At 65.1% G+C, this 12,135-nt stretch carries 8 protein-coding genes; 3 read left to right on the forward strand and 5 right to left on the reverse strand.

The genetic code is table 11. The features are described 5' to 3' along the window. Position 1: 1 nt before the first annotated feature. Positions 2-850, reverse strand: a complete 849-nt coding sequence (locus ACSHT2_RS01060) for a phosphodiesterase (protein WP_440640000.1) — start codon at positions 848-850, stop codon at positions 2-4. 206 nt (positions 851-1,056) lie between these two features. Continuing rightward, positions 1,057-2,529, reverse strand: a complete 1,473-nt coding sequence (locus ACSHT2_RS01065) for a protein adenylyltransferase SelO (RefSeq protein ID WP_440640001.1) — start codon at positions 2,527-2,529, stop codon at positions 1,057-1,059. A 188-nt stretch (positions 2,530-2,717) separates the two neighbouring features. Between ACSHT2_RS01065 and aspS the strand changes: the two genes are divergently transcribed. Continuing rightward, entirely contained in the window at positions 2,718-4,490 is a 1,773-nt protein-coding gene (aspS, locus tag ACSHT2_RS01070) for an aspartate--tRNA ligase (RefSeq protein WP_440640002.1), read from the forward strand. A gap of 165 nt (positions 4,491-4,655) precedes the next feature. On the opposite strand, the gene ACSHT2_RS01075 is transcribed toward aspS, so the two are convergent. Next, positions 4,656-6,623, reverse strand: a complete 1,968-nt coding sequence (locus ACSHT2_RS01075; RefSeq protein WP_440640003.1) for a hypothetical protein — start codon at positions 6,621-6,623, stop codon at positions 4,656-4,658. Between the two features lie 247 nt (positions 6,624-6,870). On the opposite strand from ACSHT2_RS01075, the gene ACSHT2_RS01080 reads away from it, so the two are divergent. Next, positions 6,871-9,180 (forward strand): NADP-dependent malic enzyme, encoded by a 2,310-nt coding sequence (locus tag ACSHT2_RS01080; protein WP_440640004.1) that lies wholly within the window; start codon positions 6,871-6,873, stop codon positions 9,178-9,180. Between the two features lie 310 nt (positions 9,181-9,490). Then, positions 9,491-9,943: a DoxX family membrane protein gene (locus ACSHT2_RS01085; protein WP_440640005.1), complete on the forward strand. Its 453-nt coding sequence runs from the start codon at positions 9,491-9,493 to the stop codon at positions 9,941-9,943. 3 nt (positions 9,944-9,946) lie between these two features. Here the strand turns inward: ACSHT2_RS01085 and ACSHT2_RS01090 are convergent, their stop codons facing one another. After that, a complete protein-coding gene (locus ACSHT2_RS01090) occupies positions 9,947-11,062 on the reverse strand; it encodes a helix-turn-helix domain-containing protein (protein WP_440640006.1) in 1,116 nt (371 codons plus the stop codon). A 515-nt stretch (positions 11,063-11,577) separates the two neighbouring features. Further along, a complete protein-coding gene (locus ACSHT2_RS01095) occupies positions 11,578-12,129 on the reverse strand; it encodes a dihydrofolate reductase (protein WP_440640007.1) in 552 nt (183 codons plus the stop codon). Positions 12,130-12,135: the final 6 nt, after the last annotated feature.

Below are 12,135 nucleotides of genomic sequence, written 5' to 3' on the forward strand. Positions count from 1 at the left end.
CTCACCGCGCCGGGAAATTGAGCGCATAGTCGCGGCCGTCCATTCCCGCGGGCGGGGCGAACGGGAAGCGCAGATTCTCGTCGAGGAAGTCATGGCTGTGCACGACGAGGTTCTCGTCGTCGATCAGCACGACGCCGTAGGCCGGCGGCTCGTGGCTGGCCAGGTGCGGCGCGCTCTGGTCGAGCTCGAACCAGACCTGATGGTTGGTGCCGCGCAGGGTCGAGAACGGGATCTTGCCCCAGCTGCCGAAGATTGGCCGGTGCACATGGCCGAAGAAGAGATGGCGGATGCGCGCGCGATAGGGCGCGATCACCTCGGCGAACTCCGCGCTCTGCTTCAGCCCGATCTCGTCCATCGCGTGCACGCCGACCGGGAAGGGCGGATGGTGCATGAACACGACGAGCGGCATGTCCGCGGGCGCGGCGGCGAGCGTGCTCGCCAGCCAGCCGAGGCGCCTTTCGCACATCTCGCCGGCATGGCTGGTCTCGTCCAGCGTGTCGAGGAAGACGAACAGGCCGTGCTCGGTGGTGCGCGTGCCCTGCACGAAGCCGTTGGAATCGCGCGGCGCGGCCTTCAGCGCATCGAGGCAGGTGACGCGGCGGTCGTGATTGCCGACCATGGCGATGTAGGGAATCTTCAGCGCGGCCATTGCCTCGGCGAAATTGACGTAGGATTCCGGCTCGCCCCAATGCGTGAGGTCGCCGGTCACGACCGCGAAGGCGGCATCGGACTGATGTCTATTGATGTCGGCGATGGCGGCGTCCAGCCGGGCGCGCGGGTCGAGGCCATAGAGCGTCGAACCGGGGTTCGCGAGATGCGTGTCGGTGATGTGGATGAATTTGAAGGACATGGCGCGCTGTGTCGGGACGGTTGGAGGATGGACGTCTCCGGCAAGACGACCCTGACAGGCGGTTAGAGCGCGTGTGTTTCAGTTTGATGACAGCGGTTCCGCGGGACGCGACGTGTCCACAACGCCCGCGGACAGAAATGGACCAGCGCAAGGCGCAATCCCTGCCGCGGATCAATTCAAGATGGTGGTGCGCGGTCGAGCTTGCCTCACGTCCCGCAGAACGTCTGCAACACCCGCTGGTCCGGCAGCGGCGGATCGGCGTAGGCGGCGTAGTCGGGCTGGTCATCGAACGGCTTAGCCAGCACCTGCACCAGCTCCTCGAACGGCGCGTAATTGTCGTCGTTCACCGCGGCCTGAATCACGGCCTCGACGCGGTGGTTGCGCGGGATGAACATCGGGTTGACGGCGTGCATGGCGGCTTGCCGCTCGGCGGCGCTCTGCGGCTCCAGCGCGATGCGCGCGCGCCAGCGGCCGGCCCATTCGTCGAAGGCTGCGGGCTCCATGAACTGCGCCCGAACGTCGGCGGCGTCGTCGCCTGCGGCCTCGCCGAGCTTGCGGAAGGTGAGGGTGAAGTCCGCCTGGTTCTTCGCCATGGCGTCCAGCAGGTCCTGGATCAGCGCCTCGTCGCCGTCGCGCTCCGTGAAGAGGCCGACCTTCCTGCGCAGGCCGGCCTGATAGGCGTCGCTGAATTGATCCGAGAAGGCGCCGAGAATGTCCTGGGCTTCGGCGATCGCCTTCTCCTGCTCGTCGGAGAACAGCGGCAGCAGGCATTCGGCGAGGCGCGTCAGATTCCACAGCGCGATGCGCGGCTGGTTGGCATAGGCGTAGCGGCCCATCTCGTCGATCGAGGAGAAGACCTGCGCGGGATTGTAGGCGTCCATGAAAGCGCAGGGACCGTAATCGATGGTCTCGCCGGAGATGGACGTGTTGTCGGTGTTCATCACGCCGTGGATGAAGCCTACGAGGAGCCAGCGCGCGATGAGATTGGCCTGACGCTCAACGACGGCGGCGAGCAGGGCGTGGTAAGGGCGCTCTGCTTGCAGCAGGTCCGGATAGTGGCGCGCGATCACATGGTCGGCGAGCCTGCGGATAGCCTCGGTGTCGCGGCGGACGGCGAAGAACTGGAAGGTGCCGACGCGGATGTGGCTGGAGGCGACACGCGTCAGCACCGCGCCGGGCAGTGCCGTCTCGCGGATGACGTGCTCGCCCGTGACGACCGCGGCAAGCGAGCGCGTGGTCGGGATTCCCAGCGCGTGCATTGCCTCACTGACGATGTACTCGCGTAGCACCGGGCCCAGCGCGGCGCGGCCGTCGCCGCGGCGGGAGAACGGGGTGGGGCCTGAGCCCTTGAGCTGGATGTCGCGACGGACACCGTCTCTGTCGATGACCTCGCCGAGCAGGATGGCGCGGCCGTCGCCGAGCTGGGGCACGAACTGCCCGAACTGGTGGCCGGCATAGGCCATCGCGATAGGGTCGGCGCCGGCGGGAACCGTCTTGCCGGCCAGGATCTCGGCACCCTCCGGGGTCTCCAGGAGGTCGGGATCGAGCCCGAGCTGGATCGCCAGCGGCCGGTTCAGCTTGATCAGCCGGGGGGCGGCGACCGGGGTCGGCGCGACGCGGGCGAAGAAGCTGTCCGGCAGCGCCGAATAGGAGTTCTGGAAGGGGAAATGCGCCGTCATGGTCTCAAGATAGGGCTGGAACGCCCGATGGCAAAGGCTCGGCCCCTGAAAATGGGCACTTCCAGCCCAAAACAGGGCGTTCCCTTGGTTGCCGCCTTGGTCCTCCCGAGGTAAACCCTGCCGCAACTTCGGACCGGCCGTGACAGGCCGTTCGATTCGCATCCTCCGACATTGATTTTGGGACGACCATGCATCGCTACCGGTCACATACATGCGGCGCGCTCCGCGAGAGCAACATCGGCGAGACGGTCCGCCTGTCAGGCTGGGTCCATCGCGTTCGCGACCATGGCGGCGTGCTGTTCATCGACCTGCGCGACCATTACGGCCTGACCCAGTGCGTGGTCGACCCGGACTCGCCGGCATTCTCGCTGGCCGAAAAGCTGCGCTCGGAATTCGTGGTGCGGATGGACGGCAAGGCGCGCCGCCGCCCCGAGGGCACCGACAATGACGATCTGCCGACCGGCAAGGTCGAGGTCTATGTCAGCGAGATCGAGGTGCTGGGTCCGGCCGGCGACCTGCCGCTGCCGGTGTTCGGCGACCAGGAATATCCCGAAGACATCAGGCTCAAATATCGCTTCCTGGACCTGCGTCGCGAAAAACTGCACCAGAACATCATGACGCGCGTCGAGATCATCAAGTCGATGCGCAGGCGCATGGAGGGGCAGGGCTTCTTCGAGTTCAACACGCCGATCCTGACCGCGTCCTCGCCGGAAGGCGCGCGCGACTTCCTGGTGCCGTCGCGCATCCATCCCGGCAAGTTCTACGCGCTGCCGCAGGCGCCGCAGCAGTACAAGCAACTGCTGATGATGTCGGGCTTCGACCGCTATTTCCAGATCGCGCCCTGCTTCCGCGACGAGGACCCGCGCGCCGACCGACTGCCGGGCGAGTTCTACCAGCTCGACGTCGAGATGAGCTTCGTGACGCAGGAAGACGTCTTCGCCGCGATGGAGCCCGTCATCACCGGCGTGTTCGAGGAGTTTGCGAAGGGCAAGCCGGTGACAAAGGGCTGGCGACGGATTCCATTCGCCGAGGCGCTGCGCAAATACGGTAGCGACAAGCCGGACCTCCGCAACCCCATCGAGATGCAGGACGTCTCCGAGCACTTCCGCGGCTCCGGCTTCAAGGTCTTTGCGCGCATGCTCGAAGATCCCAAGAACCAGGTGTGGGCAATTCCTGCACCGGGTGGCGGCAGCCGCGCGTTCTGCGACCGCATGAATTCGTGGGCGCAGGGCGAGGGCCAGCCCGGCCTCGGCTACATCATGTGGCGCGAGGGCGGCGAGGGCGCAGGCCCGCTCGCGAACAATATCGGGCCCGAGCGCACCGCCGCGATCCGCGCGCAACTCGGCCTCAAGGAAGGCGATGCCGCCTTCTTCGTCGCCGGCGATCCCGACAAGTTCTGGAAGTTTTCGGGCCTTGCCCGCAACAAGGTCGGCGAGGAATTGAACCTCACCGACAAGGAGCGGTTCGAGCTTGCCTGGATCGTCGACTTCCCGATGTACGAGTACAACGAGGACGACAAGAAGGTCGACTTCTCGCACAACCCGTTCTCGATGCCGCAGGGCGGCCTGGAGGCGCTGAAGGGCCAGGACCCGCTGACCATCAAGGCGTTTCAGTACGACATCACCTGCAACGGCTACGAGATCGCCTCCGGCGGCATCCGCAACCACGTGCCGGAAGCGATGGTGAAGGCGTTCGAGATTGCCGGCTATGGCGAGCAGGAAGTGGTCGAGCGTTTCGGCGGCATGTACCGTGCCTTCCAGTATGGCGCTCCGCCGCATGGCGGCATGGCCGCGGGTGTCGACCGCATCGTGATGCTGCTCTGCGGCACTACGAATTTGCGCGAGATCTCGCTATTCCCGATGAACCAGCAGGCCATGGACCTCCTGATGGGTGCGCCGTCGGAAGCCACCACCAAGCAGCTCCGCGAGCTGCATGTGCGGGTGAACCTGCCGCAGAAGTGAGCGTGCGGCGGTTTCGGTCTCGTGCCCTGGACGCAGCGCAGCACGCGAATGCTGCGCTGCTGAGCCGGGGCCCATGTCTCGGCGAACTGCGGCCTTTCTGGATCCCGGCTCTGCGCAGCAGCGTTACACGCTGCAGCGCGTCCGGGACACGAGACCGTCTCTCTCCTACAGCCCCGTCGACGCCTCGATTCTGAACTGCGCCAGTGCGATAACCGGCTCGCTGTTCAGGACGTCCATGAGCTGAAGCACCGGCAGCTTGCCGAGCGGCGTCAGCTTGAGGGAGAGGGTCTGCCCCGACGTCGAGACGAAGTCGGCGAGCGCGTCCGCGGTCGCCCTGGCGTCGAGGTTGGATGACGCGAGCTTCTCGCCCTGCGCCCGGATCATCTCGACGATGGTGCTGCGCGCGGCGGCGCGGCTGACATTCTGGATGCGTGAAAACTGCGCCACGACGAGATCGACGGCGCCGCTGTCGCGCAAGGAGAGCTCGATCGCGCCGGTCTCGATCTGGCCGGCATCGTTCATGGCCTGCACCGGATCGGTCGTGAACACGCCGCGCGGCACGTTGGCGAGTGCGAAGCGGGCCTGGGCCCTGGCAAGATTGCCGAGATCGATCGTGGCGGGCGCGAGCGCGAACGCGCCCGATGATTCCGTCCAGGCGGCGCCGAAATCGAGGTTGATCGCGAGCTTGTCGACGCCCGCCATGATCAGCGGCCGCTCCGCCGGATTGGCGGGGTCTGTGGGCGTGACCATCTTCAGGACCAGATTGGCCTTGCTCGGAATCGATCCGACAAGCTGGCCCCAGTTCAGGCTGAGCGTGTCGATCGTGACGAACTGGCGCGTGTTCTTGTAGGGCGCCACAACGCCCTTGATCTCGGCGCCTTCGAGCACGCGGAACAGGCCGAGCATCTGATCGGGCGAGGGCGGCTGACCGGGATTGTTGAGGCCGGCCGCCCAGCGGAACAAACCAGCGGCACTGAAGGATTTCAGCGCGAAGCGCTCCATCTTGAACTGCCCCTGGGGCATCGGCATGTCGAGGCCCTCCAGCGCAAACTTCTCTTCGTCATATTTGACGGCATTGAGCCTTGCCGTTCCTTGCGGCGTCTCGACCGTTTGTGTGCCGATTTCCGCCTTGCCAATCCGAAAGCCCTCGAAGAGGTCGGCCACCTTCGCGGTCATGTCGCGCGACTGCGCCGCCGTTGGGATCGAGCCGTCTGCCGGCATCAACGTCATGATCTCGGCCGGGCGGAACTTCGACGGCTGGATCGCAATGTCGTCGATGGCGAAGTTGCCGATTTGCACGCGTACGCCCGGCGCCATTGTCAGCGCGTAGGAATTGGCCGAGACGCGCCGATAGATACTGTGGAAGTTGTCATCACTGGACCCCTGCGGATCGAGTGCGGCCGTGATTGCGGTTGCGTCGAAATCATGGACAGTCAAGCCGGACAGCTCGCCGGTCATTTTTGCAGGCTTGCCCGGCTGGGCCACGTCGAGCGAGTAGGTGATGCGATCCGTCTTCGCTGTTTCGATCTTGCCGCGATTGGCGTTCAGGATCGCCAGAGCCGAATAGACGAAGTCTCCGCTTCCGGCGTTGCCCGTTCCCGCATCGACGTTGACGGCGATGGTCGGCGCTACGATCGAGGACGCCGAGACACTTGCGTATTGCGCGAGCATGAAGCGGTACATGTCGAGCATGGAGCCGGACAGCGGAGGGCTGGCGGCACGGATCGGGCCGGAAAAATCGCGGGCTGTGATCTCAGGGATCTTGTAGTTCGCCTTCAGCTTGGTCCGGTCGCTGGTGGTGATGGCGGCCTCGACACCTCGCATCTCGATGCTGTCGGCCGAGAAACGGGCCTCGTCTGCCTGACGCGCGCCGACCGCCGTTACCTTTGCGATCCTGAGGAGAGCCAGGTTCGGCTGGCCGGATTCGATCGCGATATCCTCGATCGTGACGGTGCGCGTCGCCAACTCGAACCCGACCTTGCCGTAGCTCGCCTTGCCGCCGTGCTTGCGGATCTGCTCGAAGGTCGCCTCGACCTCGGCGGTGGCGCGATGCTGGACATAGAGATTGAAGCCAAGCCATCCGCCGGCGCCCAGCACGGCGAGCGCGATCAGGCCGATCAGGATTCGCTTCATTCCCAGCTCCAGTTGCTCGTTCTGCTCCGCGCAACCTGCCATATTCGGCAAACGCCGCGCGGTCCAGGGAAAGCTATGGTTTTCAGACAGTTGAATGCGTGCCCTGTTGATGGGGGAGCAATCGGATGTTGCCACCGGGGCACCCGGCGTGCTTCATCCCGTTTCCATGACCCGGAAATACCGTTCCGCTTGGGCGGCAGCTCGGGATCATGCATTTTGATGCCGGTAACGCGAGGCAAGACTCCGCATGTCGTCCTATTCTGATGATCTCCACCAGGCGGCGCTGGCCTACCATCGTTTGCCGCGCCCCGGAAAGCTCGAGATCCAGGCAACCAAGCCGCTTGCCAACCAGCGCGACCTCGCGCTGGCCTATTCTCCGGGCGTTGCCGCGGCCTGCACCGAGATCGCCAAGAACCCGGCCGAGGCGGCCACGCTCACCACCCGCGCCAATCTGGTCGCTGTGGTCTCCAACGGCACCGCGGTGCTTGGCCTCGGCAACATCGGCCCGTTGGCCTCCAAGCCGGTCATGGAAGGCAAGGCGGTCCTGTTCAAGAAATTCGCCGGCATCGACGTGTTCGACATCGAGATCGCCGCCGACACCATCGACCGCGTGGTCGAGACGGTGGCGGCGCTAGAGCCGACCTTCGGCGGCATCAATCTGGAAGACATCCGCGGACCGGAATGCTTCGAGATCGAGACGCGCTTGAAGGAGCGCATGAAGATCCCGGTCTTCCATGACGACCAGCACGGCACCGCCATCATCGTCGCCGCCGCCATCACCAATGGCCTCAGGCTCAACGGCAAGAAGCTGTCCGATGTCAAGATCGTGGCCTCGGGGGCGGGGGCCGCCGCGCTCGCTACGCTGAACTTGCTCGTTTCGATGGGCGCGCAGCGCAAGAACATCTGGGTCTGCGACATCGACGGTCTCGTGCATGAGGGGCGCAACACCTCGATGGATCGCTGGAAGGCGGTCTATGCACAGAAGACCGACAAGCGCACGCTCGCCGACGTCATCGGCGGCGCCGACATCTTCATCGGACTCTCGGCACCCGGCGTGCTCAAGCCCGAGATGGCCAAGGCGATGGGCGACAAGCCCCTGATCATGGCGCTCGCCAACCCCGTGCCGGAGATCATGCCGGAAGAGGCGCGAAAGGCGCGCCCCGACGCCATGATCTGCACCGGCCGCTCCGACTACCCGAACCAGGTCAACAACGTCCTCTGCTTTCCCTTCATCTTCCGCGGCGCGCTCGACGTCGGCGCCACCGCGATCAACGAGGAGATGAAGCACGCCGCCGTCGAGGCCATCGCGCAGCTCGCCCGCGAGGCGCCGTCCGATGCTGTTGCGCAGGGTTTTGACACGGGCGAGACCCAAGGGTTCGGCCCGGGCTCGCTGATCCCGAGCCCGTTCGACCCGCGCCTGATTCTGCGCATTGCGCCGGCTATTGCCAAGGCGGCGATGGAGTCGGGTGTCGCGACGCGACCCATCACCAATTTCGACGAGTACACCGCGCTGCTCGAGCGCTTCGCCTTCCGCTCCGGTCTCGTCATGAAGCCGATGTTCGCCAAGGCCAAGACCCAGCCGGTGCGGGTGATCTATGCCGAAGGCGAGGACGAGCGCGTGCTGCGCGCCACGCAAGTGGTGCTGGAGGAGAACCTGGCGCGGCCGATCCTGGTGGGCCGTCCTTCGGTCGTGGAGGCGCGCATCAAGCGCTTCGGCCTCTCCATCCGCGCCGGCAAGGACTTCGACCTCGTCAATCCCGAGGACGATCCGCGCTACCGCTCCTATGTGCAGTCTTATGTCGAGGTCGCCGGCCGCCGCGGCGTCACGCCGGATGCAGCCCGCACGGTGGTGCGCACCAACAACACCGTGATCGCGGCGCTCGCGGTGACGCGCGGGGAGGCGGATGCCATGCTTTGCGGCGTCGAGGGCCGCTACATGAGCCATCTGCGCCATGTCCGCGAGATCATCGGCTTCTCGCCGGGGATCAGCGACTACGCGGCGCTGGCCCTGCTGATCACCAGCAAGGGCGCCTTCTTCATCGCCGACACGCAAGTTCGGCCCAACCCGACCGCGGAAGAACTCGCAGAGATCGCATCGCTCGCCGCGGTTCACGTGCAGCGCTTCAACATCAAGCCGAAGATCGCCTTCGTTTCGCACTCGGATTTCGGCAGCTACGACACCGAATCCTCTCGCAAGATGCGGCGGGCGACCCAGCTGTTGAGGGAGAAGCATCCAGAGATCGAGGCCGACGGCGAGATGCAGGGCGACACCGCACTCTCCACCGCTGCGCGAAAAATGGTGCTGCCGCACTCCAAGCTGGAGGGCGAGGCCAACATCATGATCATGCCGACCCTCGATACCGCCAACGTCGCCTATCAGATGATCAAGTCGCTGGCGGACGCGCTCCCCGTCGGTCCGATCCTGGTCGGCCCGGCGCACCCCGCGCATATCCTGACGCCGTCGGTGACTGCGCGCGGCATCCTCAACATGACGGCTGTTGCAGTCGTCGAAGCGCAGGAGCGCGCCGCAAGGCAGCAGCCGACGTTGTTCACGTAGTTGCTTCGTACCCCCTCAAGATAATTTAGGGAGCGCTCGCTCCGCAAACTCGTCATGCCCGGGCTTCCACGTTCTTCGTCCCGCGAGGCAAGCCGTGGATGGCCGGGACAAGCCTGGCCATGACGCCGAGAGCGTTTTGGCCGATCACATCGTTCTCGGTTCGATTCCGCCAGGGAGCGCCAACCGAACGGAGCGCCGCTCCCTTTTGAATTCCTCGCAGTTCTCCATTTCCCCGTTTGAAAACCGCGAACGGACTCTTCATAATCCCTTCAAGCGTTCCGTGCTGTAGCGCTTTGCCAAGAGGCCGATCATGCCAGCGTTCGTGACTTTCGGGCGAATCCTGTTCGCCGTGCTGTTCATCTACACGGGCGCGACCAAGCTCTTTGCCATCCAGGAGACTGCCGACTTCATCGCCACCAAGCTCGTGGTGCCTGAAGTCATCTCGCCTTACGCCACGCAGGTCGAAACGGCGACGGCCATGACCACGCCGCAGCTGCTGGCGATTGCAGTCGGCGGACTGGAGGTCATCGCAGGGTTGATGATCGCGCTGAATTTCGGCGCGCGCTTCTTCGCGATGCTGCTGATCATCTACGTCGGCGTCGCGACGGTCCTGTTCTACGATTTCTGGAACCAGAGCCCGCCGGACAACGCCAAGATGCTGGTGGACGCGCTCAAGAACCTGTCGATCATCGGAGCGCTCTGCATGATCATCGGCTATGGCCGCACCACGCGTCCGGCAGAGGCGGCCTACGGCGACGTGTAGCGATCAATCCGCTCTTGGGGGCGCGATCTCGCGCATCCAGCGGGAAATCGTTGCGCTGCTCGTTGCATCGGTGCCGTGCTGCAGGCCGAGCAATGCGGCCTCGCGCGCTGCGCGGGGCGTAATGCCATAGGCTGCCTTGAACGAGCGCGTGAAATGCGCGTCGGTGCCGAGCTGCCAGCGCCGCGCGACCTCGCTGATCCGCGGACCACGCGAGCCCGAATTGGCGAGATCGAAGAACGCGCGGTGCAGCCGACGGCTGCGAATGTAGTCCGCGATGCCGCCGACGGGCGCGAACAACCGGTACAGTGAGGCCCGAGACAGGCCGAAATGGGCCGCGATCGAATTGGCCGACAGATCCTCGCTGGCAAGGCCAGCCTCGATATATTGCCTGATCCGCATCAAGGACGGGCGCGCAGCGACGGTATGGTCGGCGTCAGCGTCGCCACGTTCGAGCTCGTGGCGCAGGCACGCTGCCAGCAGCGAGACCGTGCCCTCGACCACCGATTGGCATTCGTCGAGCGTCATGCGGGAAGCAAATTCGATCAGAGCGGTGAGATGTCCCGCCAGCAGCCTTGCGATCACGCTGCTGCCGGGCAGGACGAGGCCGTGCAGGTCGTCGACTCGCAAGAGATGGGTGCCGAACATCGGGCGCGGCACGACCAGCGTGATATTCTCGAAAGCCGTCGCCTTGGTCTCCAGAGTCTGGGCGAGATCGAAAAGGCAGATGTCGCCGGCACGCACATGGATCGGCCGGGTGCCTGCGACGCCGTCATAGCCACCCTTCAGGTAGAGCTGGAGAATGATATGGTCGACGCCGCTGCGCGCAATCGTTTCGGGGGTGCGACGGAAACGCTGGCCGCTGGCACGGCTCCGCCCGATCAGCACCGGCCCCATGGCGTAGGAACTGATGTCGGCGCGGAACGGGCCCGGTTCGTCGGCGGCGAGCTCGTCGACGTCGAACAGCGTGGCGACGGACTCTCGCCAGGCGGCGACGTTCGCATCTGTCTCCATCCGATCGGCCGTGAAGCCGAATGTCGGTAGCAAGGACGAAATGGGGGCCGCATCGCCCGTCAGTCCGGAGGCGTCTGTCGGACCTTTCGTCGTGCAGTCGTTGCTCATGGTGCTTGGGTATCGATCATCGTTAAGGCCGGAGCTGGCCGCCGGCCAATCATGGCAAGATGTCCGGAGACCCGGACGGCTTCGGCGGGAGACCCGGGCCCCGGCGTATATGGTGATTATTCCGCAGAGCGAAAGCAGCTCGTTTGTGCACCAATGCTGCCGCGCCGGGGCAGGCAGCGCGCGATTGGCGTCTTCCGTCACGATCCAAAGCCGTCCAGTCTTGCGCGTTTGTCTCAGTCTATTGATGCGGTGTTTCTCAGTCGTCAGTTCGTATTGACGCAGCGCCGCGGAAGTTGGCTATAGCGCCATGACCGCCGTCGGGGCCGATTAACGGTTCTCGGCAAATACGCTAGCCGGCTTTGCGCTGGCCGGCGGCGGCACCAATTTCAGCTTGCTGCACTACCAGGATACGCAAGGGTATCGAGATGCCGGTACTGTGCATGGGGTTGTTCCTCCGATTTTGGCGGAGCCTCATCCCGCCGGTGTGAGCGAAAGCCAGCGGGCAATGCCGAAGGCTACTCCGGCCGCCACGGCGTCACGGTCACGTCATGTGCCGCGTCGAGCACGTACGGCGCGCCCGGCCTCATCCCGTGCGAAGCCAGCACCTCGTGAGGCGTCCGCGCCGGCACGCCGACAAAACAGCCTTCGCCGCCGGGCAGCCGCACATGCGGGGCTTCGGACAGCCAGAACGTGTCGTAGCGGTCCATGAACATGTCGAACACGTCCGGACCGCCGATGATCGCGATCATGCCGGAGGCGACGCCCGCGAAGGCGCAGGCCGCCTCGAAACTTGCGTGCTGCGGATTCCACAGCGTCGCATTCGGCATCTCCGGATCGACGGTGAGGTCCCCGATCCTGCGGGTCAGGATCAGCCGCTTGCGCTTCGGCGAATTCGGCTGCTGCTCGTGCGAGTGCCGGCCATGCACGATCAGCGCGGCGCGATCGAGCGCCTGCTCGAAGAAGAGCTTGTCGCCTTCGAACTTCAGGCTGTCGGGCATAAGGCGATCGGCGTCGGCAAGCATGCCGTCCGCCGAGACGATGACGTAGCCTTCGATCCGGAAAGACAAGGGCCT

Source organism: Bradyrhizobium sp. PUT101, assembly GCF_052043945.1.
Lineage (GTDB): Bacteria > Pseudomonadota > Alphaproteobacteria > Rhizobiales > Xanthobacteraceae > Bradyrhizobium.

What these genes read in the sequence shown, in the direction of transcription:
- ACSHT2_RS01060 (WP_440640000.1), bottom strand. Translation starts at nt 850, where the DNA reads ATGTCCTTCAAATTCATCCACATCACCGACACGCATCTCGCGAACCCC.
- ACSHT2_RS01065 (WP_440640001.1), bottom strand. Translation starts at nt 2,529, where the DNA reads ATGACGGCGCATTTCCCCTTCCAGAACTCCTATTCGGCGCTGCCGGAC.
- aspS (WP_440640002.1), top strand. Translation starts at nt 2,718, where the DNA reads ATGCATCGCTACCGGTCACATACATGCGGCGCGCTCCGCGAGAGCAAC.
- ACSHT2_RS01075 (WP_440640003.1), bottom strand. Translation starts at nt 6,623, where the DNA reads ATGAAGCGAATCCTGATCGGCCTGATCGCGCTCGCCGTGCTGGGCGCC.
- ACSHT2_RS01080 (WP_440640004.1), top strand. Translation starts at nt 6,871, where the DNA reads ATGTCGTCCTATTCTGATGATCTCCACCAGGCGGCGCTGGCCTACCAT.
- ACSHT2_RS01085 (WP_440640005.1), top strand. Translation starts at nt 9,491, where the DNA reads ATGCCAGCGTTCGTGACTTTCGGGCGAATCCTGTTCGCCGTGCTGTTC.
- ACSHT2_RS01090 (WP_440640006.1), bottom strand. Translation starts at nt 11,062, where the DNA reads ATGAGCAACGACTGCACGACGAAAGGTCCGACAGACGCCTCCGGACTG.